The sequence below is a fragment of the Brevibacterium sp. LAARM2_SD2 genome, from assembly GCF_057364785.1.
On sequence record NZ_JBNFOM010000004.1, the window covers coordinates 141676 to 166781 of the forward strand.

The 25106-nt window shown below is 68.7% G+C and carries 18 protein-coding genes and 4 pseudogenes; 13 read left to right on the forward strand and 9 right to left on the reverse strand.

Annotated features, from left to right (window positions below; genetic code table 11):
- Nucleotides 1-25 precede the first annotated feature (25 nt).
- From AC2W7K_RS04260 to AC2W7K_RS04285, 6 genes and pseudogenes are all read left to right on the forward strand, one after another.
- Nucleotides 26-811 carry an exodeoxyribonuclease III gene (locus AC2W7K_RS04260; protein ID WP_198499867.1) on the forward strand — a complete coding sequence of 262 codons (786 nt, stop codon included), beginning with the start codon at nt 26-28 and terminating at the stop codon, nt 809-811.
- 170 nt (nt 812-981) lie between these two features.
- The gene (locus AC2W7K_RS04265) at nt 982-1893 is read left to right on the forward strand and encodes a GTP pyrophosphokinase (RefSeq protein ID WP_198499868.1); all 912 of its coding nucleotides are present in this window, start codon (nt 982-984) and stop codon (nt 1891-1893) included.
- A gap of 55 nt (nt 1894-1948) precedes the next feature.
- Nucleotides 1949-2821 (forward strand): DUF5926 family protein, encoded by an 873-nt coding sequence (locus tag AC2W7K_RS04270; RefSeq protein WP_198499869.1) that lies wholly within the window; start codon nt 1949-1951, stop codon nt 2819-2821.
- A gap of 2 nt (nt 2822-2823) precedes the next feature.
- Nucleotides 2824-3573 (forward strand): glycosyltransferase family 2 protein, encoded by a 750-nt coding sequence (locus AC2W7K_RS04275; RefSeq protein WP_198499870.1) that lies wholly within the window; start codon nt 2824-2826, stop codon nt 3571-3573.
- A pseudogene (gene pheA / locus AC2W7K_RS04280) lies at nt 3570-4519 on the forward strand (prephenate dehydratase). Before AC2W7K_RS04275 ends, pheA begins: the two are co-directional and overlap by 4 nt.
- Nucleotides 4520-4549: 30 nt before the next feature.
- Complete coding sequence (locus tag AC2W7K_RS04285; protein WP_198499872.1) at nt 4550-6217, forward strand: FAD-binding dehydrogenase; 1668 nt, start codon at nt 4550-4552, stop codon at nt 6215-6217.
- Here the strand turns inward: AC2W7K_RS04285 and AC2W7K_RS04290 are convergent.
- Nucleotides 6214-7044, reverse strand: a complete 831-nt coding sequence (locus tag AC2W7K_RS04290) for an NAD-dependent epimerase/dehydratase family protein (RefSeq protein ID WP_486005780.1) — start codon at nt 7042-7044, stop codon at nt 6214-6216. The genes AC2W7K_RS04285 and AC2W7K_RS04290 overlap by 4 nt on opposite strands.
- A gap of 74 nt (nt 7045-7118) precedes the next feature.
- Nucleotides 7119-7175, reverse strand: a pseudogene (locus AC2W7K_RS04295) (hypothetical protein); the annotation flags it as partial.
- 285 nt (nt 7176-7460) lie between these two features.
- Here AC2W7K_RS04295 and AC2W7K_RS04300 point away from each other — a divergent pair.
- From AC2W7K_RS04300 to clpB, 3 genes and pseudogenes are all read left to right on the forward strand, one after another.
- Nucleotides 7461-8861, forward strand: coding sequence for a cation:proton antiporter (locus tag AC2W7K_RS04300; protein ID WP_486005781.1), 1401 nt, complete (start codon nt 7461-7463; stop codon nt 8859-8861).
- Nucleotides 8858-9040 (forward strand): hypothetical protein, encoded by a 183-nt coding sequence (locus AC2W7K_RS04305; RefSeq protein WP_486005782.1) that lies wholly within the window; start codon nt 8858-8860, stop codon nt 9038-9040. Before AC2W7K_RS04300 ends, AC2W7K_RS04305 begins: the two co-directional genes overlap by 4 nt.
- 139 nt (nt 9041-9179) lie before the next feature.
- Nucleotides 9180-11785: pseudogene (gene clpB / locus AC2W7K_RS04310) on the forward strand (ATP-dependent chaperone ClpB).
- Nucleotides 11786-11881: 96 nt separating this feature from the next.
- Here clpB and AC2W7K_RS04315 read toward each other — a convergent pair.
- The 3 genes and pseudogenes from AC2W7K_RS04315 to AC2W7K_RS04325 form a co-directional block, all read right to left on the reverse strand.
- Complete coding sequence (locus AC2W7K_RS04315) at nt 11882-13096, reverse strand: HTTM domain-containing protein (RefSeq protein WP_232623743.1); 1215 nt, start codon at nt 13094-13096, stop codon at nt 11882-11884.
- Nucleotides 13097-13151: 55 nt separating this feature from the next.
- Entirely contained in the window at nt 13152-14021 is an 870-nt protein-coding gene (locus AC2W7K_RS04320; protein WP_232623744.1) for a DUF5819 family protein, read from the reverse strand.
- A gap of 129 nt (nt 14022-14150) precedes the next feature.
- A pseudogene (locus AC2W7K_RS04325) lies at nt 14151-15223 on the reverse strand (CaiB/BaiF CoA transferase family protein).
- Between the two features lie 297 nt (nt 15224-15520).
- Here AC2W7K_RS04325 and AC2W7K_RS04330 point away from each other — a divergent pair.
- Nucleotides 15521-16540: an agmatine deiminase family protein gene (locus AC2W7K_RS04330; protein ID WP_198499876.1), complete on the forward strand. Its 1020-nt coding sequence runs from the start codon at nt 15521-15523 to the stop codon at nt 16538-16540.
- A 218-nt stretch (nt 16541-16758) separates the two neighbouring features.
- Nucleotides 16759-17415: a hypothetical protein gene (locus tag AC2W7K_RS04335; protein ID WP_198499877.1), complete on the forward strand. Its 657-nt coding sequence runs from the start codon at nt 16759-16761 to the stop codon at nt 17413-17415.
- A gap of 140 nt (nt 17416-17555) precedes the next feature.
- Here the strand turns inward: AC2W7K_RS04335 and cls are convergent, their stop codons facing one another.
- Nucleotides 17556-19043: a cardiolipin synthase gene (gene cls / locus AC2W7K_RS04340; protein ID WP_232623746.1), complete on the reverse strand. Its 1488-nt coding sequence runs from the start codon at nt 19041-19043 to the stop codon at nt 17556-17558.
- A 142-nt stretch (nt 19044-19185) separates the two neighbouring features.
- Here cls and AC2W7K_RS04345 point away from each other — a divergent pair, with 142 nt between their 5' ends.
- On the forward strand, nt 19186-19794 hold the full coding sequence (locus AC2W7K_RS04345) for an NUDIX hydrolase (RefSeq protein WP_198499879.1): 609 nt from the start codon (nt 19186-19188) through the stop codon (nt 19792-19794).
- Between the two features lie 13 nt (nt 19795-19807).
- Here the strand turns inward: AC2W7K_RS04345 and AC2W7K_RS04350 are convergent, their stop codons facing one another.
- The 3 genes from AC2W7K_RS04350 to AC2W7K_RS04360 form a co-directional block, all read right to left on the reverse strand.
- Complete coding sequence (locus tag AC2W7K_RS04350; RefSeq protein WP_198499880.1) at nt 19808-20599, reverse strand: enoyl-CoA hydratase-related protein; 792 nt, start codon at nt 20597-20599, stop codon at nt 19808-19810.
- 11 nt (nt 20600-20610) lie between these two features.
- Nucleotides 20611-21789, reverse strand: a complete 1179-nt coding sequence (locus AC2W7K_RS04355; protein ID WP_198499881.1) for an MFS transporter — start codon at nt 21787-21789, stop codon at nt 20611-20613.
- Nucleotides 21790-21855: 66 nt separating this feature from the next.
- Nucleotides 21856-23667 carry an HNH endonuclease signature motif containing protein gene (locus AC2W7K_RS04360; protein WP_232623747.1) on the reverse strand — a complete coding sequence of 604 codons (1812 nt, stop codon included), beginning with the start codon at nt 23665-23667 and terminating at the stop codon, nt 21856-21858.
- 108 nt (nt 23668-23775) lie between these two features.
- On the opposite strand from AC2W7K_RS04360, the gene AC2W7K_RS04365 reads away from it, so the two are divergent.
- Entirely contained in the window at nt 23776-24144 is a 369-nt protein-coding gene (locus AC2W7K_RS04365; RefSeq protein ID WP_198499882.1) for a hypothetical protein, read from the forward strand.
- Nucleotides 24145-25106 lie beyond the last annotated feature (962 nt).

Sequence of the window (25106 nt, forward strand, 5' to 3'; positions counted from 1 at the left end):
TCCGGTAACCGGTTAGGGTGGTGGGGTGAGAATCGCGACGTGGAATGTCAACTCGATCCGTGCCCGCCAGGAGAGGATCGGAGCGTGGCTCGACCGCTCCGATGCCGATGTGCTCGCCATCCAGGAGCTCAAGTGCCGGGACGACCAGTTCCCCCGGGAGATCTTCGACTCCCGCGGCTACGAGGTCGCCTTCCACGGGCTCAACCAGTGGAACGGCGTGGCGATCGCCTCCCGCGTGGGGCTGAGCGATCCGCAGATCGGCTTCGCCGGCATCCCCGAGTACGAAGGCGTCGTCGAGGCGCGTGCGCTGTCGGCGACGTGCGGCGGGGTGCGGGTCCACTCCCTCTACGTGCCCAACGGCCGTGAGCTCGACCATCCGCATCTGGCCTACAAGCTTGAGTGGTACCGGGCGCTCACGGCCGACATCGCCGGGCAGCTCGCCGCAGACCCCGAGAAGCGGATCGTCCTGTGCGGCGACTTCAACGTCGCCCCGCTCGACATGGACGTCTGGGACATGGCGGCCTTCGACGGCGCCACCCACGTCTCCCCGCCCGAGCGCGCGGCGTTCACCGACCTCCTCGGCGCGGGTCTGCAGGAGGTGACCCGGCAGTTCACCCCGGGGCCCGGCGTCTACACGTACTGGGACTATCAGAAGCTGCGCTTCCCGAAGAAGGAGGGGATGCGCATCGACTTCGAGCTCGCATCCTCAGTCCTCGCCGAGGCGGCGGTGTCCGCGCAGATCGACCGCGAGGAGCGCAAGGGCAAGGGCGCGTCCGACCACGCCCCCGTCATCGTCGACTACGACCTCTGAGGTCGGCTGGGACTGCTGAGTCGCGCGGGCGGTCGACCGCGCCCGCGGATTCTGCCCGCGGATTCCCCGCCACCGCCTCGGCGAGTGATCCGGTCGCGCAAAACGACGCGCAAAGCATGGACATCGCCCGTCTCATCTGGTGAAGTTGAACCAGGAGGAAGGTGACGACGATGTCAGCAAAAGTCCGCGAGCTAGTCGGTGAGGCCTACGACCGGCGCGAGTCCACCTGGAGGGCAGCGCTCGAGACGGTCGAGGATTGGATCGAGTCCGCCCGCTCGCGGTCTCCGCAGCTGACGGAGGACCGCGTCCGCATCGTCCCCGGCCGGATCAAGGACCCGCTGCGCACGGGCGAGAAGCTGCGCCGGAAGCTCGCCGACGCCAACGATGAGATCCACGAGGCCGTCGAGGTCGAGAACCAGGTCATCGACGTCGTCGGAGCCCGAGTGGTGTGCCGCACCGAACGCGAGCAGGCCGTGCTCTGGGACGTGCTCACCGATCCGAACGACGATTCGTCCCTGTCGATCGCCGAGGTGCGCGACTACTCCGCACACCCGAAGCCCTCGGGCTACCGGGGACGCCACCTCATCGTCGAGGTGCCCTTCGACTCCGAGCCCTCCGTCCTCGTCGAACTCCAGATCCGCACCATCCTCCAGGACGCGTGGTGCGTGCTCTCCGAGGAGCACCTCTTCAAACCCGGTCAGGTGCTCACCTCCGACTCGCAGCAGGAGAGGCTCGGCCTCGTCCTCGCCGGGCTCTTCGCGCAGGCCGATTCCGTCGCCGGCTTCATCGCCGACGACGTCGGCGCCTACCTCGGCCTCGGCAACGCGGCCCCGCCGCGGGCGATGACCGACCCCGACACCGAGGCGCCCTCGATCGAAGTGACCATCCGCGAGCTCAAGCACTCCTACGTCCTCGCCGCCGACGAGGTGGGCCGCCATGGGATCATCCGCTTCGAGACCCTCGGGCTCACCCCGGACAACCCGGACCGGGCGGGACTGCCCTCCCCCGGCGACACTCTGCGGGTGCGGATGGACGAGTCCCACTCGACCCGGTACTTCATCCCCGTCGCCGGGGAGAGTTGAGGCCGCGCCGGACGCTGACCGCCCAGGGGCCCGGCACCGATTAGACTTGCGTCCCATGGGAAAGAAGTCGAAGCGCTCCAAGGAAGACCTCATCGCCAAGCGTCTGGCCCGGGCTCAGGCCACGGCCTTCGTGCCCCGCCCCTTCGAGGGCCTGCCGTTCGAAGCCGACCTCATCTGCCTGCGCGAACTCGTGCCCGCCGCGACCGCGGAGGTCCGGCTGCGCGAGGACTTCGGCGGACACACCGTGACGATCGCCTCCCTGCTGCCGGCGGCCTGGCAGGCCTGGCACCGCGAGGACGGCACCGTGCTCGCCGGCATGCAGGTGCCCGTGTCCTCGACCGATGCCTCCCGTGACGTCGCCCGCGGCATCCTCGCCGCCGTCGACGCGGCCCCCGGCACGACGATCGAGGCGACGACCGAACCCGGTGAGGGACCGCGGCTGCAGGACATCCTCGACGACGCCCACCCCTTCGACGTCCGCGTCCTCGAGACCTTCGAGTACTGGGAGCTGCCCGGTGACGACGCCGAGGTGGCGGCTGCCCTCGAACAGGCCAACGACTCGATCGCCCCGACGGAGAAGCTCGCCTCCGTCGACTCCGCCTACTGGACGGAGATGTCGGGCCGGACCTATGTGCGCTGGGCCCGGTCCGAAGGCGAGGACCAGGTCGTCGACGCCCTCGCACGGCTGCAGGCCGAGGGGCGCAACGACCTCGGCGGACCGGGGACGTTCCTCGGCTACTTCCGCGCCCACGGGATCATCGTGCCCGTCTGGGAGCTCGAGTTCGGCACCCAGGTCGACGACGTCGAGGAGCCGATCGCCGAGTTCGCGACGCGTCTCGACGAGGCCCTGAGCGACGACTCCCCGCTGAGCACCGAGGCCCGCCGGACCCGCTCCGGCATCGTCGCCCGCCAGCTCACCATCCACTGACCATGACTGAGCACCCGAGCCCGATCGGCATCGCCGCCGTCATCCCCGCGATGAATGAGGCCGAGCGCATCGCCGCGACCGTGGCGAGCACGAAGCTCATCCCCGGCGTCGACATCGTCATGGTCGTCGACGACGGGTCGAGCGATGACACCGGCACCGTGGCCCGGCGCGCCGGCGCCGAGGTCGTCACCCACCCGAAGAACAAGGGCAAGGCCGCGGCGATGATGACCGGGGCCTTCGCGATCCGCAACCGGGAGATCTCTCAGACCCCGCCCGGGCAGACACCGGCCCACCGGGCGCTGCTCTTCATCGACGGCGACCTCGAGGACTCCGCGGTCAACACCGCACCCCTGGCCGCCCCCGTGCTCGCCGGGGAGGCCGATATGACGATCGCCATCCTGCCCGCGCAGAAGCGCAAGGGCGGGGGCTTCGGCTTCGTCGTCGGGCTCGCGAAGAAGGGCATCGCCGAACTCTCCGGGTTCGAGGCCACCCAGCCCCTGTCGGGCATGCGCTGCCTCTCCCGGGAGGCCTTCGACGCGGCCCTGCCGTTCGCCGCCGGCTGGGGTGTGGAGACCGGCATGACGATCGACGTCGTCAACGCCGGCCTGCGCGTCGAGGAGGTCGAATGCGACCTCCACCACCGGGTGACCGGCCGCGATCTCAAGGCGCAGCTCCACCGCGCCGCCCAGTACCGCGATGTCGCCCGGGCGCTCATGGCCAGGCGGCGGCAGGCGAAGCAGGCGTCCTCATGAGGTACGCCTACCTCGGCCCCGAGGCGACCTTCACCGAAGCCGCCCTGCTCAGCTACCTCGGCGAGCAGGGACAGACCGAGACGGCGACGACCCTGCCGATGCGGGGCGCCGCGGCCGCCCTCGACGCCGTCCTCGACGGCGACTGCGCGGCCGCGATCGTGCCGATCGAGAACTCCGTCGAAGGCGGTGTGCCCGCGACGATCGATGCGCTCACCGGGCACGGAGACCTGCAGATCATCGCCGAGGTGGTCGTGCCCGTCCGCTTCGTCCTCGCCGTGCGCCCGGGCACCGACCCGACCGCGATCACGTCGTTCGGCAGCCACCCGCACGGTGAGGCGCAGGTGCGCGGCTACATGGCCGAGCACTTCCCCGACGCCGTCTACATTCCGACGTCCTCGACGGCCGCGGCGCCCGCGACCTCGCCGGCGACGCCGCAGACTACGTCGCCGCCGTGTGCCCGGCCCTGGCCGCGCAGCGCTACGGCCTCGACGTCATCGCCGAGGACATCGGCGACCGCCAGGACGCCGTCACCCGCTTCGTCGTCGTCACCCTGCCCGGACGCATTCCCGACCCGACGGGAGCGGACAAGACCACGGTCGTCGCGGCCCTGCGCTCCGACCGGGCCGGCGCCCTCCTCGAACTCCTCGAGCAGTTCTCGACGCGCGGGATCACGATGTCGCGGATCGAGTCGCGCCCGACCGGCGACCGCCTCGGCCTCTACCAGTTCTCGATCGACCTCCTCGGCCACATCCACGAGGCCCGGGTCTCCGATGCCCTCATCGGCGTCCACCGGGTCGCCCGGTCCCTGACCTTCCTCGGCAGCTACCCGAGCGCCGACGGCACCCGGCCGATCGTCGACCCGACGACGACCGACGCCTCGTTCGACGACGCGATCGCCTGGATGTCCGGCATCCTCGACGCCGCGGACGGTTCGCCGACCGCCTGACCCCACCCGCCGACGAAGGAGTCGAGCCCGATGAGCACCGCCGCCACCTCACCGACCCCGGACGCGATCATCGTCGGAGCCGGCCTCGCCGGACTCGTCGCCGCCCACGAGCTCACGCAGGCCGGCAGGTCCGTGCTCATCGTCGACCAGGAGAACCGGGCCAACCTCGGCGGGCAGGCCCACTGGTCGCTCGGCGGCCTGTTCCTCGTCGACTCCCCCGAGCAGCGCCGCCTCGGCGTCCGGGACTCCCTCGCCCTCGCGCGGCAGGACTGGGCCGCCTCGGCGGGGTTCGACCGAGCCGAGGACCGCTGGCCGCGCGCGTGGGCCGACGCCTACCTCGAGTTCGCCGCCGGGGAGAAGCGGGACTACCTGCGCCGGCTCGGTCTGCGGCTCACCCCGATCGTCGGCTGGGCCGAGCGCGGTGGGTCCGGTGCCTCCGAGCACGGGAACTCCGTACCCCGGTTCCACCTCACGTGGGGCACCGGCCCCGAGGTGGTCCGGGTGTTCCGGGAACCCGTCGAGGCGGCGGAGGAGCGCGGGCTCGTCGACCTGCGCTTCCGCCACCGGGTCGACGAACTCGTCGTCGCCGACGGCGCCGTCGTCGGCATCCGCGGACACGTGCTCGCCCCGAGTCCCACGGCCAGGGGTGTGGCCTCGAACCGCGAGGAGGTCGGCGAGTTCGAGTTCCGCGCTCCCGCCGTCATCGTCTCCAGCGGCGGGATCGGCCACAATGCCGAACTGCTGCGCCGCTTCTGGCCCACCGACCGCCTCGGCGAATTCCCCGCCCACCTGCTCGCCGGCGTGCCCGCGCACGTCGACGGGCGGATGCTCGACATCGCGCAGGCGGCCGGGGCGAACCTCATCAACCGCGACCGGATCTGGGCGTACACGGAGGGCATCGAGAACTGGAATCCGATCTGGCCGGGCCACGGGATCCGGATCATCCCCGGACCGTCGTCGCTGTGGTTCGACGCCGCCGGCAACCGCTTCCCCGCCCCGAACTACCCGGGCTTCGACACGAACCGGACGATGGCGGCGATCCTCGGCACCGGTCACGACTACTCGTGGTTCGTCCTCAACGAGACGATCATCGCCAAGGAGTTCGCGCTCTCGGGCTCCGAGCAGAACCCCGACATCACGCTCAAGGACTGGCGGCTGAGCCTCGCGCGCGCCCGGTCCACCGGGGCACCGGCCCCGGTCGAGGCGTTCACGCGCTACGGTGCCGATTTCGTCGTCGCGGACACGACCGAGGAGCTCGTCGCGGGGATGAACGCGCGCTCCCGCGGACCCGTCATCGACCACGACCACCTCGTCGCCCAGATCGTCGACCGGGACCGGGAGGTCGCCAACCCCTACTCGAAGGACCCGCAGGTGCAGGCGATCCGCGGAGCCCGCCGCTACCTCGGCGATCGGATCGTGCGGGTGGCGCCACCGCATCCGATCCTCGATCCCGCGCACGGCCCGCTCATCGCGGTGCGGCTGGGGATCCTCTCACGCAAGACCCTCGGCGGGCTCGAGACGAACCTCGAGGGTGAGGTGCTCGCGCCCGACGGGACGCCGATCCCCGGGCTCTTCGCCGCCGGTGAGGTCAGCGGCTTCGGGGGCATGCACGGGTACAACGCGCTCGAGGGGACGTTCCTCGGCGGGTGCATCTTCACGGGGCTGCGCACCGGACGGGCCGTGGCGCAGTCGGTCTAGGCGCTCCGGTCCGGGGCGTCGGGGCCCTGCTGGAAGCGCGAGGGCGTGAGGAACTGCGTCGTCGAGATGCCGAGGACGCGCTGCTGCCGGGAGAGGTTGTACGTCCGGTCGAACTGCAGGTACTCGACGAGGAAGAGCCGGGCGCTGTCGCCGCGCTTGAAGAGGGACTTGACCTTGAGCCCGACCTTCGCCGCGACGAGGGCCTTGTCCTTCGCGATCGCCTCGATGACGACCGGCGGATAGCCCATGCGCGCGAAGTGCGTGGCCACGGCGTCCTTGAGCCGGTACGGGGTGGGGTCGCCGATGTTGAACGGTCCGGAGGCCGAGGGCACGTCGAGGCACGCGAGCGCGGCCCGCACGAGGTTGTCGATCGCCGTCAGCGTCATCTTCTGCCGACCGCCGCCGGGCAGGGTGAGCACGCCCTTCTTCGCGAAGTGGCTGAGGCTGGGCATGAGCATCGTCTCCCCCGGGCCGTAGACCGCGGCGGGACGGAGGACGGCGGCGTCCGGGCGGATGCGGGCGAGCAGCTGTTCGGCGAGCACATGCGTCTTCGCATAGTCGTCGTGGTACTCGCTCGGATCCTGCGGGCCCGCCTCCTCCCACAGGTCGGTGTGCGGCTGGGTCGGCGAGTACACCGTCGTCGAGGAGATGTGGACGATCCGGGCGTCGGCGAAGACGTCGAGGACGTGGCGCGTGCCGGTCACGCGGACATCGTAGAAGTCGTCGTAGGCCGCGGTGACATCGGTGAGTCCGGCGCAGTGGAAGACCGCGGTGACGGACTTCGCCAGCGACTGCACCGCGGTCGGGGCCGGCTGCCTGATGTCCACTCGTGGAAGTTGACCCCGGGGATCTCCGGGTCGCGGCGGCAGAGCGCATAGACCGTCTCGTCACGCGCCGCCAGGGCGCGAGCGATGGCTCCCCCGATGAAGCCGCTTGCGCCGGTCACCACTATCGCCACCGCTGCTCCTTCCCTTCAACCGCTCTCCCGCACGCTGTGCGTCGCCCTGCTAGTGCCACTGTAGCCGACGCCGGGCCCGCATCCGCGCGGATGCCCACAAGGTCGATCCGCATCCGCGACATCGCACGGTCCGCACCGGCCCGCGACACCCCGGCCCCGCCTCGGCGCCGCGATTTCCTCATCCTTTCCCCTCTCAAGCGGTGAGCGCGAGCCTACAATGGGCACTGTCGCAACCGATACCTGTGCGAACAGCCTGCTCGCACACGCCGCCGCAGGAGGATGCCGATGACGACTCTGCTCATGGTCATCGGCTTCGGCGCGGCGACGAGCATCGTCGTCGGCATCGGACAGCGGCTCCGCCTGCCCTGGCCAGCGCTCATGGTCGTCGTCGGCATCGCCGGCGCGTTCATCCCCACCTTCGCCGATGTCACGATCGACCCCGAGCTCATCCTCCCCCTCTTCCTCCCGCCGCTGCTCTTCGCCGCCGCGCAGAAGACCTCGTGGGCGCTCTTCGCGATCCGGTGGCGGACGATCCTCGGCATGGCCATCGCCCTCGTCGGCGTCACGGTCGCCGCCGTCGCCGGCTCCGCGCTGCTCCTCATCCCGGGGATCACGATCGCCGCGGCCATCGCCCTCGGCGCGATGCTCGCCCCGCCGGACCCCGTCGCCGTCGACGCGGTCGCCGGCACCGTGTCGATCCCGCGCCGGATCATGAGCACCCTGCAGAGCGAGGGCCTGTTCAACGACGCCGCCTCCCTCGTCATCTTCCAGACCGCGATGGCCGCCGCCCTCGCCGACACGGATGTCGACTTCGGCAGCCTCGCCGTCGCCTTCGTCCTCTCGGCGGTCGTCGCGATCGCCATCGGCTGGCTCGTCGTCTTCGTCGCGTGGTGGGTGATGGAGCGCATCGACCACACGGTCGCCCGCTCCTCCCTCCTCCTCGTCCTCCCCTTCGGCGTCTATCTGCTCGCCGAGCACTTCCACGCCAGCGGCGTCATCGCCGTCGTCGTCGCCGCCCTCGAGGTCCGGCGGCGCGACGTCGAGGGCAACTCCGCCGAACGCGTCACGCAGGCCACGACGTGGCAGGTCCTCGAGATGCTCATCACCGGCATCGCGTTCGGCCTCATCGGCCTCGACCTCCGCGTCGTCATCGAGACCGAGAGCTCCGACCTCGGGCGCGCCGTGCTCATCGGGCTGGCGATCGCCGCGGTCATCATCGTCGTGCGCTTCGTCTGGCTCCTGCTCTCGATGCTCCTCATCAGCAAGCGCATCCGGGAGGAGGATCCGGACGCGGCCCCGCTCAACGTCCGCGACTCGGTGCTCATGACCTGGGGCGGGATGCGCGGGCTGGCGACGATCGCCCTGGCCCTGTCGATCCCGCAGCTGACCGACACCGGCGAGCCGTTCCCCGGTCGCTCCTACCTCCTCGTCGCCGCCGCCGTCGTCCTCCTCGTCACCCTCGTCCTCGCGGGCCTGACGTTCCCGGCCGTCGTCGGTGCCCTCGGCATCGAGACGAGGCGGAGAAGGAGAGGCGGCAGACGGAGGAGATCGCGAAGCGCGCGTATGCCGCGGCGATCAGGCAGATCCAGTCCGATGACGACCTGCCCGATGATGTCGCCGAGGCGCTGCGGACCCGGTTCAGGACGCTGCGCACCCAGCTGCTCGGCACTCCCGATGATCAGGTGAGTGCGGAGAAGGCGACCGAGTTCAAGGAGAACCGCCAGCGGCTCCTCGCCGTGCAGAAGCGGGCGATGCAGGCCGCCCGCGACGAGGTGCTCCGGGCCCGCCGCGAACGCGGCATCGACCCCGAGGCGGCGGACAAGGTGCTGCGGCGCTTCGACCTGCAGGCGGTGCTGCAGTCATGACCGGGACGGAGGCATGGGACCCCTGACATGATCGCTTGTGTGAACTGACCCTCGAAAATCAAAGTTGAGTGGAATAGACTCAACTTTGGAGGCGTTGCACCGGAGAGAAGCACAATCCACCACTGTTGAGGAGATGCGCATGGACGCACAGATGACCACCAAATCGCGAGAGGCGCTGCAGACGGCAGTCAACGACGTCGTTGCGCGCCACAACAACCAGGTCGAGCCCGCCCACATCGTGGCCGCACTGCTCGAGCAGCCCGATTCTCTCGCCTCGAACCTCCTGGCGAAGGTCGGCGCTGACCGAAACACCGTGCTCACCGCGGTCGCCGCCGTCATCGGCGGCTTCCCCACCGTGAGCGGACAGTCCGTGGCGCAGCCGAGCCTGTCCCGGGCCGCCCTCGAGCTGATGAACCAGGCGCAGGAGGAGATGACCTCGCTCGGAGACCAGTACGTCTCGACCGAGCATCTGCTGCTCGCCGCCGCCGGCGGCCATGACGGCTCCGGCGATGCGCTGCGCGCGAACGGCGCCAGCCGCGACGCCCTGCTCGCGGCTCTGCCGGAGCTGCGCGGGGGCAAGAAGGTGACCTCGGAGAACCCCGAGGACACGATGCAGTCGCTCGAGAAGTTCGGCATCGACCTCACCGCCGCCGCGCGCGAGGGCAAGCTCGATCCCGTCATCGGCCGAGACAAGGAAGTCCGTCGCGTCATCCAGGTGCTCTCCCGCCGGACGAAGAACAACCCCGTCCTCATCGGCGAGCCCGGAGTCGGCAAGACGGCCGTCGTCGAGGGCCTCGCCCAGCGCATCGTCGCCGGTGACGTGCCCGAGTCGCTGCGGGACAAGACGCTCATCAGCCTCGATCTCTCGGCCATGGTGGCCGGCGCGAAGTACCGCGGCGAGTTCGAGGAGCGGCTCAAGGCGGTGCTCGAGGAGATCAAGAACGCCGACGGTCAGATCATCACGTTCATCGACGAGCTCCACACGATCGTCGGCGCCGGTGCCGGCGGCGACTCCTCGATGGACGCCGGCAACATGCTCAAGCCGATGCTCGCCCGCGGCGAGCTGCGGCTCATCGGCGCGACGACCCTCGACGAGTACCGCGAGAACATCGAGAAGGATCCGGCGCTCGAGCGTCGCTTCCAGCAGGTCTACGTCGGGGAGCCGAGCGTCGAGGACACGATCGCGATCCTCCGCGGTCTCAAGGAGCGCTACGAGGCCCACCACAAGGTCTCGATCAACGACGGCGCGCTCGTCGCCGCGGCGGGTCTGTCGAACCGGTACATCACCGGCCGTCAGCTGCCGGACAAGGCGATCGACCTCGTCGACGAGGCGGCCAGCCGGCTGCGCATGGAGATCGACTCCGCTCCGGCGGAGATCGACGAGCTGCGCCGCTCGGTCGACCGCCTGAAGATGGAGGAGATGGCGCTGTCGAAGGAGACGGACTCCGCGTCGCAGGAGCGCCTGAGCAATCTGCGCGCCGACCTCGCCGACAAGGAGGAGAACCTCCGTGCCCTCGAGGCGACGTGGGAGTCCCAGCGGGCCGGCCTCAACCGGGTCGGTGAGCTGAAGACGAAGCTCGACGAGCTGCGGTCGCAGGCCGAGAAGGCCCAGCGCGACACCGACCTGGAGACGGCGTCCCGCCTGCTCTACGGGGAGATCCCCGCCGTGCAGAAGGAGATCGCCGAGGCCGAAGCCGAAGAGGCCGAAGCCGATGCCGGGCAGAGCTCGGATCCGATGGTCAGCGACAAGGTCACGGCCAACGACATCGCCGAGGTCGTCGCCTCGTGGACCGGCATCCCCGCCGGACGCCTCATGCAGGGCGAGGTCGAGAAGCTCCTCGGCGCCGAGAACGAGCTGGGCAAGCGCCTCATCGGTCAGAAGGACGCGGTCGCCGCGGTCTCCGATGCGATCCGCCGGTCCCGGGCCGGGGTCTCCGACCCGGATCGCCCGACCGGTTCGTTCCTCTTCCTCGGCCCCACGGGTGTCGGCAAGACGGAGCTCGCGAAGTCGCTGGCCGACTTCCTCTTCGACGACGAGAAGGCCCTCATCCGCATCGACATGAGCGAGTACGGCGAGAAGCACACGGTCTCGCGGCTCTCGGTGCGCCTCCCGGCTACGTCGGCTACGACGAGGGCGGTCAGCTCACCGAGGCGGTGCGCCGTCGGCCGTACTCCGTCGTCCTCCTCGACGAGGTGGAGAAGGCGCACCCGAGCGTCTTCGACATCCTCCTGCAGGTGCTCGATGACGGTCGTCTCACGGATGGTCAGGGCCGCACGGTCGACTTCCGGAACACGATCCTCATCCTCACCTCGAACCTCGGTTCGCAGTTCCTCGTCGATCAGGCGATGACCGAGCAGGAGCAGAAGGATGCGGTCATGGACGTCGTCGCCTCGGCGTTCAAGCCCGAGTTCCTCAACCGCCTCGACGACATCGTGCTCTTCGATGCGCTGAGCAGCGACGAGCTGACCTCGATCGTCGACCTGCAGATCAAGAGCATGGACAAGCGTCTGGCCGACCGCCGGATCACGCTCGACGTCACGCAGGAGGCGAAGGACTGGCTGGCGCTCGAAGGCTACGATCCCGCCTACGGTGCGCGTCCGCTGCGTCGCCTCGTGCAGCGCGAGATCGGCGACAAGCTCGCCCGTGCGATGCTCGCCGGTGACGTCCAGGACGGCGACACCGTCGAGGTGACGATGCCGGTGCACGCCGACACGACGGGCCTGGAGCTGCACGCGAAGAAGTGACCACTGATTGGGCGAGGGGGCGACCGCACCGGTCGCCCCCTCGCTGTGTCTGCGGCCACCTCGGTGAGGGTGCGGCGCTCAGCCGGTCTGCCGCACTCAGCCGGTCTGTCGGACACCGCTCCGGGAGCCGATGCCCGTCGCTGACCACCAGCGTCGCAGGAGTGCGCTGAGCTTCTCGTAGCTGCTGTCCTTGATGAAGATCGCGTCGACGGCGATCATCGTCAGCGAGAACCACGGCAGGCCCATGAGGAGGGCGATGCCGAGGTGGAACGAGAGGATGCCGAGGAGCGCGACGACCCGCGTGTAGCGGTTGAAGAGCATGAACGGGAAGGCGCACTGGAAGAGGATCGACCCCCACGAGATGACGACGACGCCGGGACCCCACGCGGTGACGAGGTCGGAGAGCACCGGCCAGGTGCCGAACTGGAGGGTCTGCAGCGGGTTGTAGACCGCGTAGCCGTGCTGCCACGCCTGGCCGCCGGCCTTGTAGAGTCCCCCGGACATGTAGATCGCGCAGACCTGGAAGGCGAGCACGACGATCGCGAGGTTGTTGGCCATGATGAGGATCCACGGGCCGTCGGCGGCTGCCGGGAGAGTGCCGAAGCGCTTCCGGTGGCGGCGGGAGTCGAGAGACCAGCGTCGCGTCGTGTCGGCGAAGAGGAGCGCGATGAGGAAGATCCGGTAGGCGTTGTCGCCCTGGTCGCCGGCACTGTCGTTGAGCTCGATGAAGCTCACCCAGGCTACGAGGTAGAACGGCAGGATGATGCGGGTGCGCCAGCCGAGGATGATCGTCACGGCGAGCACGGCGAGGCCGATGATCATCGCCGTGAACAGCGGCGGGTTCGTCACCGCACGGTGGAAGAGAGAGAACAGCCAGATGTTCGGGAAGTCGCTCTGGGGTTCGGCGATCTCGCCGTTCCAGGCCGACCCGACGCCGAACGCATAGTTGCGGGCCGCGAAGTTCGTGAGGATGAGCCCGAGCCCCGTCACCCCGATGAGGATGCGGGTGACGGCGAGGCCGTAGGTCGCGTGGTAGCGGCCGGTGAGCATCTCCTCGAGCCAGTTCCAGCCGCTGGCGAGCTTCGCCACGACGCGGGCGGCGACAGGGGTGGATGAGCCGTCAGCGGATGATGAGTCGTCGGCGGCGCTGTGGTGGCTGCCCTCGAGGGTGTCGGTGCTGTAGGAGCCGTTGATGCGGTCAGCGCCGCCGGAGCCGTCAGTGCCGCCGCTGCGGTCGTCACGGTTCGCCGTCGCTTGCGCTGTTCCCGCCTGCGCTGCGCCCGCAGCCGTCGCGCTGTCTGCAGTCGTCACGTCATCCGCCGACACTGCGTCCGACGGCGTCGTGGTCCTCTTCCCGGCCGGAGTCTCACTGCTCACTGACGCACCTCACTGTGTCCGAGGCGCAGAAGTAGTCCGCGAAGTCCTCATTCGACTGGTCATCGGCGAAGGTCAGGGCCCGCCAGCCGACGGCGGCGGGCTGGACCGCGGGACGCTCGGCGTCCTTGTCGTTGCGCTGCGCGAACGGCACGACGTTCTGCCGGGCCGCGAGGAACTGGACCCGCTGGACATCCTCGCCCCAGACGGCGAGCGCGACCTGCGTCGCGTACGCCGTCGCCGTGTTCTCCTCCGCCAGGTAGTCGTCGACCACGCCGTCGGGGTCGGCGTACTCGTCGAGCTTCGTCGTCAGTCGCTCGACCGAGTCCTCTCCCCGGAAGTAGTCGAGGGCGACGATCGACTTGTGGTCGTCGCTGAGGTCGTCCCACGATCCCTTGAGATCCGAGGCCACACTGATGCCGAGGCCGGCGGAGCGCGGCGGGAAGAGCTTGTACGTCGAGTGGTCGAGTTCGACATCGGTCGCCCGCACCCAGTCCGTCGTCTCCTCTCCGCCATCCGGGGTGGAGACGACGGCGCGGACGTCGAAGTAGTAGTCGCCGTTGATCGGTTCGGGGGCGAACACGCTCCACGACTGTCCCCACATCGGGATCATGTACTGCGAGAGCAGGTTGCCGGGGATGACCTCCCGCAGCGTCGACGACGGCGCGATCCAGAGGAACGAGGCGAACAGGTGGAACCCGGTCAGCGCCATGGCGATGACCATGATCGTGCGTTTGACCACGGGATTCGTCTTCGACTTCGCTGTTCGCGGCGAAGCAGTGCTCTTCGTGTCGTCCATCTCAGTTCCGGATTCGTCGTCGGCCACACCGCCGCGGAACCCGCGGCCGCGGGCACCGATCACCTGGCGATTCAGGGTTCGTTCAGACTCTAGGCTAACCGAGTCGCGAGCGCTCCCGTCGACTTTTCGCCATCACACAGTTCCCGCCGGCAACGATCCCTGCCGCCGGAGTCATGTGCCCTGCCACCGCACTCACTCCCCCGCCGGCTGTCGCAGCCACTCCTTGACCGCTTCGGTGCTCTGCCCGAGCGTCGGCGGCGCGAGATCGTAGCTCGGCGGCGTCTCGGAGAGGCGGATCGGGTTGGCCACGGTGGGGATGACGCGGTCACCGGTGCCCGCCTCGGCGATGGGGTCGAGGCCGAGCCGGGCGGCGAGTTCGACGCCCTCGGCGATCGTGTTGATCGGCGCGCTCGGCAGCCCGGCCGCCGAGAGGATCTCGTACCATTCCTGGTTCGTCTTCCGGGCGAGGGCGGTGACGAGGTAGGGCTCGAGCTCGGCACGGTTCTCGTTGCGGTTCGCGGCCTGGGCGAAACGGTCGTCGGCTGCCCATTCGGGGTGGCCGAGCACCTCGGCGAGCTTGCCGAACTGAGCATCGTTGCCGATGGCGATGATGATCTGGCCGTCAGCGGTGGGCATCGGCTGGTAGGGGTAGAGGCTCGGGTGGGCGTTGCCCATCGCCCGCGGCACGACACCGCCGGCGATGTAGGCCGAGGTCTGGTTCGCCAGGCCCGAGAGCGCCGAGGAGAGCAGGTTGTCTCGACGAGCTGCCCGATACCGGTCTCCTGGCGGTGGACGAGTGCGGCGAGTATGCCGACGGTCGTGTGGAGGCCGGTGAACACGTCGACGATCGCGACACCGGCTTTGACCGGGCCGGACTCCTCGGTGCCGGTGACGCTCATGAACCCCGACAGTCCCTGGATGAGGAGGTCGTAGCCCGGCTGCGGATTGTCCCGCCCGAAACCGGTCACCGAGGCGTAGACGATGCCCGGGTTCTCCGCCCGCACCGAGTCGTAGTCGAGGCCGTACTTGGCCAGGCCCCCGGCCTTGAAGTTCTCGACGAGGACGTCGGCCCGGCGGGCGAGCTCCTGGGCGAGGGCGCGATCGTCGGGGTCGGTGAAGTCGAGGACGACGGAGTGCTTGTTCCGGTTGGCCGTGAGGAAGTACGTCGCATCGTCCCCGCGCCGAGGCGGTGCCCAGTACCGGGTGTCGTCACCGGTGCGGCCCTCGACCTTGATGACCGTGGCGCCGAGGTCGGCGAGCATCATCGTCGCGTACGGGCCGGCGAGGACCCGGGAGAAGTCCGCGACGAGGATCCCGGCCAGCGGACCGGTCCCCTTCCTGGCGAAGAGCTCGTCGATGTCCTCGGTCTTCACGTGCGACTCCCTTCGGCGCTGCCAGTCGGTCTCCCTTGCCGGACTGATCTCCTCGCCCGACTATACGGGGTCGGCAGGTGCGGAATCCGCAGGTCCTGCCGCGAGCAGGATCGCTAGACTCGGAGTCACACTGCGTCCGCAGTCGCACCACCAGATTTCCGGATGAGAGCACCACAGAAGAGGTAGACGATGACGTACCGCATGCCGGCAGAGACCGCCGCCCACGACCGCATCTGGATGGCGTTCCCGTCCTCGGGCTATGCGCTGGGTGCCTCGGAGGAGGACGCCGAGGCGGCGCGCACGACGTGGGCGGCCGTGGCCAATGCGGCCAGTGAGTTCACCCCGGTCACCGTCGTCGTCTCCCCGGCGCAGGTCGACCACGCCAAGCGCCACCTCGGCGAGGGCATCGAGATCGTCACTGCGGAACTCGACGATGCGTGGATGCGCGACATCGGCCCGACCTTCGTCGTCGACGACGAGGGGAAGCTCGCGGCCGTCGACTGGGTGTTCAACGGCTGGGGCGCGCAGGAGTGGGCGACGTGGGACAACGATGAGCACATCGGGCGCTTCGTCGCCGAGGCCGCGGACGTTCCGGTGATCTCCTCGCAGCTGCGCAACGAAGGCGGCGGCATCCACGTCGATGGCCACGGAACGGTGCTCGCCACCCGCAGCGTGCAGCTCGATCCGGGACGGAATCCGGGGCTCACCGAGGCCGATGTCGAGGCCGAGTTCGCCCGCACGATCGGCGCGAAGAAGGTCATCTGGCTCGATCACGGGCTGCACCGGGACAATCAGACCTTCGGCACGCGCGGGCACGTCGACATCGTGGCGACGATGCCGAGCCCCGGTGTCGTCCTCGTCCACGATCAGCGCAATCCCGAGCATCCGGACCATGAGTTCAGTGAGCAGCTCAAGGAGTTCTTCGCGAACGAGACGACCGCCGACGGTCAGCCGTTCGAGGTCGTGCCGATTCCGGCGCCGGAGATCCTCGAGGACGACGAGGGCTGGGTCGACTACTCCTACGTCAACCATCTCGTGACGAACGGCGGAGTCATCGCGTGCACGTTCGATGACCCGATGGACGCCGAGGCGCAGGCGATCCTCGAGCGGGTGTACCCGGGTCGCACCGTGGTCGGGGTCGATGCCCGCGAGCTCTACGCCCGCGGCGGCGGCATCCACTGCATCACGCAGCAGCAGCCGAGTCTGTGACGGTGTCGCTGCGCTGAGGACACAGTCCGCTGACGCTGGGAGTTTTCCGGCAATGTCGCTTTTCCCCATCGACGCCGTGCGCGGCAGTGCGCGCCTGCCCTGGCGGACGGTGGCGCGATCGACCTCGCAGCGCGAAATTGCCTCACCACTGACCCGGTGTGTCGGTATAGGCTGGTGGCTCAGAACACATTTGCGACGCAGCGAAGGAGAGCACAACCATGAAGAAGCGATTGATTCTCCTGGCCGGACTGGGAATCGGGTACGTCCTCGGATCTCGGACCGGCCGCCAGAGCTACGAGAAGCTCAAGGCGCAGTTGCAGGAGCTGTGGACCGACCCGAAGGTGCAGGAGACGGTCGAGAAGGCCAACCAGTCGATCCGCGAGAAGGCTCCGGCGGTGGCCGATGCCGTCCAGACGGCGACCGACAAGGTCAACGCCGCAGCGCAGGAGCTCGACGGTGACGAGGATGCACACGACGGACCCTCGTCGAGCGGCTCGACAGGGGCGAAGGGTTCGAACGCGGCCGGTTCTGCCTCGGCTGGTTCGTCCGCTGCCGGTGCGGCGTCGAAGCCTGTGACGCCCGGAACCGGCTCGACCAGCGGTTCGAAGCCGACCACCGGAACCGGTTCCACGGCCGGTTCCACGCCCGGCTCGGCGACGTCCGGATCGGCCGCGACGCCGAAACCGGCCGGCAGCTCGGCAGGCGGCGCGACTCCCTCGCCGAAGCCCGGCGCCAAGCCGACTCCGGGAACTACCGCGAGTGCTGGGTCGAGCGCGAAGCCTGCCGGGGGCACGACCCCGACGCCGAAGCGAGTCAACGATGTCATCTCCGACCCCGAGCGCTCGATCGAGGACGAAGGACCTGCCCGCAGCTGACGGAGCTCAGTGCAGGATAGCGGCGGTTGCCTCATCGAGGCAGCCGCCGCTTCGTATTGCCAATGTCTACTGCGGCGAGCTCGTCAGACAGCGCCTACAGCGGCACACTGGCAGCGCCTTGAGCAGCGCACTGCCCGCGACTACAACAGCGAGCTCGTCAAGCGCGCGACGTTCTCGATGTACTTCTTGTGCAGCGGCCGGTTCCGCCACTCCTCGGCGTCGAGCTCGACGGAGTTCGGCGCGTACTCCTCGGCTTCGAGCGCGTACATCCGCGCCGTGAACTCCTTGTCGACGATGAACATCGTCACCTCGAGGTTCATCGCGAACGAGCGTTCGTCCATGTTCGAGGACCCGATGATCGACACATCGTCGTCGATGAGGAGGAACTTCGAGTGGAGGACGGTCGGGGCGTGGTACATGAAGATGCGGACCCCGGCGCGGACGAGCTCGTCGTAGTACGACTGCTGGGCGCGGTGGGTGAGCCAGTGGTCGCTCGTCTCACCGACGTAGAGGCGGACGTCGACGCCTGAGCGCGCCTCCGTCGTCAGCGCGTGGAGCAGCGACTCGTCGGGGACGAAGTACGGGGAGCACACGACGACCGTGCGGTTGGCGTTGTAGATGAGGTGGTTGAACAGTCGCAGGTTGTTCTCGTCCTCGAACCCGGGACCGGACGGGACGACCTGGGCGAGGGCGCCACCGCTGATGGGGGCGTTGAGTTCGAGCTGCGCGGACTCGTCGAAGAGCTCGTCGGTCTCCGAATACCAGTCCGTGGTGAAGACCGCGTCGAGTTCGTCGACGACCGGCCCCTCGCATTCGAGGGAGAGATCCATCCACTGGAAGCCCTTCCGCCGGTTGCGGGCCTTGTTGTACGAGCGGTCGATGATGTTCTGCGAACCGGTGAACGCCCTGACCCCGTCGACGACGAGGATCTTGCGATGATTGCGCAGGTCAGGCCGCTGATACTCGCCTCGCCAGGGGCGGATCGGGAGGGCGCGGCGCCACGGTATCCCCGACGAGTCGAGCCGTTTGACGAGCTCCGAATAGCCCGGATACCCGATCGACCCGAGGTGGTCGATGAGGATCCGCACCCGCACTCCCCGCGCGTGGGCGTTGAAGAGGGAGTCGATGAGCCGTTTCGTCGTCGCGTCGATGGCGACGATGTAGAACTCGAAGTGGACGTAGTCGTGGGCGGCGTCGATGGCGTCGGCCATCGCCTCCATGCACTCGTGGTTGTCCGTGTGCAGGATGAACGCATTGCCGTGGGTCATCGGCAGGGCGCCGAGGTCGAAGTTGAGCTGGGCCGCCGTCGCCAGGGGTTCGGGCAGGTGGCTGTGCTCGCCGACGATCGCCTGTTCGTTCGACTCCTCGCGGATGATGTCGTTGATGACGGTCTGCTTCTTCCGCCGATGCTTGGGCAGCTTCGACGAGCCGAGCAGGAGGAACGCGAGCAGCCCGACATAGGGGATGAGGAAGATCGCGAGCAGCCAGCCGAGCGCCACCGACGGGCGGCGGTTGTGCGGGATCCACCCGAGCGCGATGATCCGGATGAGGAGGTCGACGGCGAAGAGGAGGAAGATCAGCCAGTTCGGCCAGGCGCTGTCGACGGTGAAGAGAGGGTAGACCTCCACGTCGATCACCTCCTCCGCCTGGCACTCCGGCCGCCGGGGCGGCTCTGACTTCCTCATCGTATCGCGCAAGGTCACCCTGCCGATCCGCGGTGCGAACGCGCGATAATGTGATGACCAGCCCCGACCGAAGGTGTCCACTGCTATGACCGTCGATCCCACCGCCGTCCCCATCCGTCCAGCCGTGAGCGTGATCATGGTCAGGGACGGCGAGTCCGGACTCGAGGTCTTCGTCCAGCACCGGGTCTCGACGATGGATTTCGCCGCCGGTGTCGTCGTCTTCCCCGGCGGCCGTGTCGATCCCGTCGATGTCGCCGGCGCCGAGGCGGTCATCGTCTCCGACCCCGAGCTCCACCGGGCGGCGTGGCAGGATTCCACGATCGACGATTGGCGGGTCCTCATCGCGACCGCGGTCCGTGAGGTCGCCGAGGAGACGGGTGCCGTCATCGACCCGAATGCGCTCACACCGTGGGCGAACTGGGTGACCCCGCTCGGACAGCCGAAGCGCTTCGACACGTACTTCTACGTCATGGCCGCCGATGATGCGCTGGCCCCGCAGCATGTCACGACCGAGGCGCACACGAGCGAGTGGCTGTCGGTCGCGGCGCTCCTCGCCGCTGAGTCGGCCGGCGAGCTCAAGCTCATGCGTCCCACGTTCGTCCTGCTCAGCGAGCTGGCGACCTTCGCCTCCGCCGCAGCGGTCACGGCAGGGCCCCGCGCCATCGACGTCGTGCGCCCGGACGAGGCACGCTGAGCCAGGCTTCGATTCAGCGGCGGGAGGCCCGCATGCTGGTGAGGCGCTCTTCGACGACCCTGCGCTGTTCGTCCGAGCCGAGGAGTTCGGAGAGCGCCTGCTGTTCGGCGGCGAGTCCCTCGGCGAAGGGGACAGAGTAGGAGAGGTCGACGAGGCGCTTCGACCACACGAGCGCCTGACGGGACTTCGCGGCGATGTCGGCGGCCAGCTCGAGGGCTCTGGCGATCGGGTCCTCGGCGAGCTCCTCGACGAGTCCGATCCGCTGCGCCTCGACGCCGCCGATCGCCTCACCGGTGACGATGAGCTTCTTCGCCATGCCGGGGCCGACGAGACGGGGCAGCAGCTGGGTGCCGCACATGTCGGGGATGATCCCCCATTTGATCTCCATGAGCGAGAACTGGGAGTCGGGGCTCGCGACTCGGATGTCGGCGCCGAGGGCGATCTGCATGCCCCCGCCGAGGGCGGGCCCGGTGACCGCGGCGATGACGGGCACCTCGACGAGGGACCACACGTGCACGGCCTTCTGAGCGAGTGCTCGGGCTGAACCGAGGAGGTCACCGTCGGCGCCGATGCCACTGGGTCCCTCCTCGGCGATCCGGGCCATCTCTGCGAGGTCGAGACCTGCGCTGAAGGCGCGCCCGCGGCCGGAGAGGACGATCGCGCGCACCTCGGGGAGCGTGCTGAGGTGGAGACCGACCTCGACGAGCTCCTCGAAGACGTCCCTGGTCAGGGAGTTGAGTTTGTCGGCGCGGTCGATCTCGACGTGGGCGACGCCGTCGGCGATGGAATGGACGATCTGGGGCATCGAGGATCCTTTCACTGGCGTTGTCTGAACCCTACAAGGGTGAGCACGATCACGGCGACCAGGGAGGTCAGACACATGCCGACGACGCCCGGCCAGGCGAAGTCGGTGAAGAGCACGGCGGAGAGCCAGGCCCCGAGGCTCGTGCCGAGGTAGTAGACGGTGAGGTAGATGGCGGAGGACCGCGTGGTGTCGACGCCGGGTCGGGCGGTGCTCGCGGCGGCCGAGGCGCCGGTGTGGCCGAGGAAGAAGCCGCCGGTGAGCAGCGACATGCCGATGACGATGAGCGGGAGGGAGTCGACGAGGGTGAGGCAGGCGCCGATGATCGCGGTGGCCATGCCGATGAGCGTGAGGCGACGGCGGGTGAAGGCCACGGCGAGGCGACCGTAGTACGTCGTCACGACGGTGCCGACGAGGTAGATGAGGAAGAAGAGGGCGACGGTGCCCTCGCTGAGGTTCCACGGGTCCTGTTGGAGTCGGGAGCCGAGCATTGTGAAGGAGCCACCGAAGACGATCATGCAGAGGAACCCGGTGAGGTAGATTCCCCACAGTCCGCTCGGGGTTCGTCGAGGCGATCGGGTCGTGTCGCGCGGAGTCGTATCGGACTCGGGTCGGACCATGTCGCCGCGGAGGAGCCAGACGACGATGAGTCCGATGGCGAGCGCGACCGCTGCGGTGAAGGCGAGGCCGCCGTGCCAGCCGAGGACTTCGGCGGCGAGTCCGGTGAGCAGCCGGGAGCACAGGCCGCCGATCGTGTTCCCGGCGATGTAGACGCCGATCGCGCCGGGCAGAGCCGAGGGCGGAAGCCGCAGTGACAGGTAGGCCATCGCGGTGGCCGGCACCGAGGCGATCGCCACGCCTTGGAGGAAGCGGACGGTGATGAGCAGTTCGGGGTTGGGGGTGAACGGCAGGATGAGGGCGAGGACTGCGGCGAGGATGACGCCGCCGACGATCTGCCGGGCGTGGCCGATGCGGGAGGCGAGCAGTGAGAACGGGATGAGGAAGCAGGCCATGGCGACGTTCGTCGCCGAGACCGTGAGGCTCGCGGTGGGGGTGTCGATCGAGTACGCCTCGCGGATGGCGGGGATGAGGCCCTGGGTCTCGTAGAGGACGAGGAAGACCGAGATGCCGGCAAGGAACACTGCAACGATGGTGCGCCGGTTGCTCGTCGCGTTCGGCTCACCGGTGCTCATGGTCCTCACGGTATGCCTGCAGGACGGGATCGCTCAAACCGTTCCGCAGAGCGAACCCGTGACCGCTCAGCCGTCGAAGAGCGTGTCGATGATCCCCTGGGCGACGAACTTCGCATGGAGGATGGGGCGTCGCTCCGGGTCGATCGAGGCGGGTGGCACCCACGCCGGCTGCCCGCTGGTGAGCATCACTGCGTGCCAATCGGATCTGTCGATGAGATGGTGGTGTGCTCCGCAGGCCAGTGTGAGGTTGTTGATGTCGGTGATGCCGTTGTCGATCCACGGCACGATGTGGTGGACTTCGCACCACCCCGGCGGTGCATCGCAGCCCGGGAAAGTGCATCCCATATCCCTCGCCGTGATGATCGCCGTCTGCTTCTCGTCGGCGAAGCGCTTCTCGGTGGCGACCTGCACCGTCTTGGCCGAGTCGCTCATGAGGTGGAAGAACACTCTGCCGTTGAGTCCGGAGGAGGTGAGTTCGGACATCGGCACCGGATTCTCGGTGCCGGTCTTGCCCTGGCCAGTTCTCGAGGCGAGATCCTCGGCCTTCGCCGTGACGACGAGCGAGTACCTCGCGCCCGAATTCGGGCGATTCATCTCGATCTTGCCGATCAGGGAGGCGAATCGTTCGTAGATCCACCGGCGGGCCGAGGGCTGAGCGTCGATCGTGCTCACCGTCGTGCCGTCGCTGCGCACTCCATAGGCGCTGCCGTCCGCACCGCCGTGACCTGCCATCGCAGCCGTTCCTCCCGAGGCATCGGCACTGGTGCCCGTGCCCGGAAGTCGCTGGCCGGTGCCGTCCTGAGCGAACAGCGGCGCATCGTGCCGGTCGCCGGAGAGCACCGCATCGAGCACGTCGAAGGCGCTGGGTGACTCCTCGCCGGCCGCCTCGGTGCCGGGGAACCCGCTGCTGCCGAGGCCGCCATCTCGGCTGGCATCGCGATCACTGGTGGGGTCGTCATTCCTGCCGGCGTCGCCATTCCTGCCGGCGTCGCCCTGACCGCTCGCTGCATCCGCGCCGCCCTGCTCGCCGGTTGTCCGGCATGACTCGATTCTCGAGGTCAGCAGGCCGTTGAGCAGGCCGCCGGTGATCGGGTCGAGCCGACCCGACAGCTCCCAGTCACCGTTGCGGCGAGCGCGCAGATGAACCGAGTAGTCCGACCGGTCGCGTCCCTCGGACGGCTCCTTGCCGTCGGGGTCGATGATGTCGAGCATGCGCTGGAAGATCTCGCGCAGGTCGGAGACGCGGACGTTGGGCGCTTCCTTGACCAGTCGCTCCTCGGTCTCGGCCCGCAGTTCGGCGCTCACCCAGGCAGGCAGTCGTTTCATGCATTCGGCGATGACCGCCGCCTGGTTCGCCGACAGGACTCCCTCGTGGAGGCCGTCTGCGGCCTTGGGGGCCAGCGGCGGCATCGGCTGACCGGAGAGGTCGACGCGTCCGCCGAGGTTGTTCGCCGCCTCGGTGCGCCGATAGGCCTCCTGGTCCGACAGTCCCAAACGATCCTTGACGAGTGCCTTCGTCGTCTTCGCGCCGAAGTCCGTGGGCACTCCGACTCGCTGGAAGATGGCGAGGGTGACGGCGTTGAGTGAGGCGTTGACGCGGTTGATCGCTTCGAGCGCATCGGCGAGGATCACCGCGTCGTCGGGGCCCACCGGCCGTTCGAAGGTGCGGACTTCGCTTTCGAGCCGGGTCAGGTTCGTGATGCTGTCGAGGACTTCGGGCGCGAACTCGGACAGACGGGACCAGGCCGCATCGGTGAGCAGCGGATGCCGGCTCAGCTTCCTCGTGTCCGGCATAGAGCGCGTCGAGTCAGACGTGGCGTTCCCCGTGTCGAGCGTGGCATTCTGCGAGGCGGAGATGACGTTCCCCGTGTCAGCCATGTCGGCGACCGCCGCAGCCGGGTCGTCGTCATCGATGGGTCCCGGGCCGATTACGTCTTCGTCGACCGACAGCGCCGAGACGTCGGCCGCGAGCGCTGCGCTGCGGCGATGCCCATAGTCATCGGGATCGTTGGCACCGGGAGAGTCATCGGGCTCCTCAGCGCCGGGGGCTTCCCCGGCCGGAGTCGCATCACTTTGAGCCTCGCCGATCTGAGCCTCGTCGATGTGAGCGTCAACGACGGGAACCTCGCCGACCGGATTCCCATCGAACGGAGCCCCCTCGACCGGAGTCTCCTGGATCGAAGCCTCAGCGATCGACGTCTCAGGCGACGCTGGACCCTCAGCTTCCGGTACGGCCGGGATCTCCTCGAAGAGTTCGGCGTGGATGCTGCCGCTGAGGTCGAGTCCGGCATCCCTGAGCTGGTCGAACAGCGATTCCGGAGCTCCGGTCGGTCGACTCGAGCCGCCTGCGGATGACCCCGGTCCAGATGAACCCGGCCCAGAAGAACTCGGCCCAGATGAACCCGGTCGCTTCGACGCGGATCCCCGCTTCCCCGCAGGCGACGTACGGGCACGGTCGCCGTTCCCGTGGTTCTGCCTGTCCGGGGTGAGTGTCATGACTCCTGATCCGTTCGCCAACGCTCATCGTTGTTGGTCTGATTCTACTCCGCGAGTGTGACATGCACAACAGTCTGTTCCCAATTTATTCGATCTTTTTTCACAATGAATTCATTCACTCAGTGATTTCCGCCTGCCGACAGAAGTCGCTGGTCACGGACGTACGCGGTCGGGAATTCATCGAACTCGCAACGACTTCACCCGACATCACCGCCCCACGCCGACCGCACCCTCGGTTCGCCGCGCCGACCGCGCCCACCGTCCCGGTCCGCCGCACCCACCGCCGCGTCCGCCCCTGGGCCACCGCACTCACCCTCGGTTCGCTGCGCCGACCGCCCCGCCCCTGAGCTCCGAGCAGTTCCGTCCCGGCCTCGCCCATCTCCAGACTCCGCATCCATCCTCGACTCCCCTCCACCCACGACTCCCCGCCACCCCAGACGCCAACTCCCGACTCGCGCTCCCTCCCGACCCCAACACCGACCCCGCACCACCACCTCCGAACACCCACCGCGCAGGCCGAGACCACCCACCGCGCACACCGAGACCACCCAGGGTTCACGAAAACTCAGGTGGCCCTTTCCTGAAATCTCCGTTCCGGCGGTCTAGGCTCGGCTTGAGGCACATCTGTGCACGTCGTCCGCGCTGGCCTGCGCGGCTCGCCGCCCGCACAGAGCCGTCAGATCCGCACAGACCCATCAGTTCCCACAGAGCCGATAGTTCCGCACAGAGCCGTCAGTTCCCACAGCACCGTCAGTCCGTGCAGTGACCACCGTCGCGCACCGCCGCCTCGGTGCCTGCGCTGACGCGCAACCCAAGGAGGC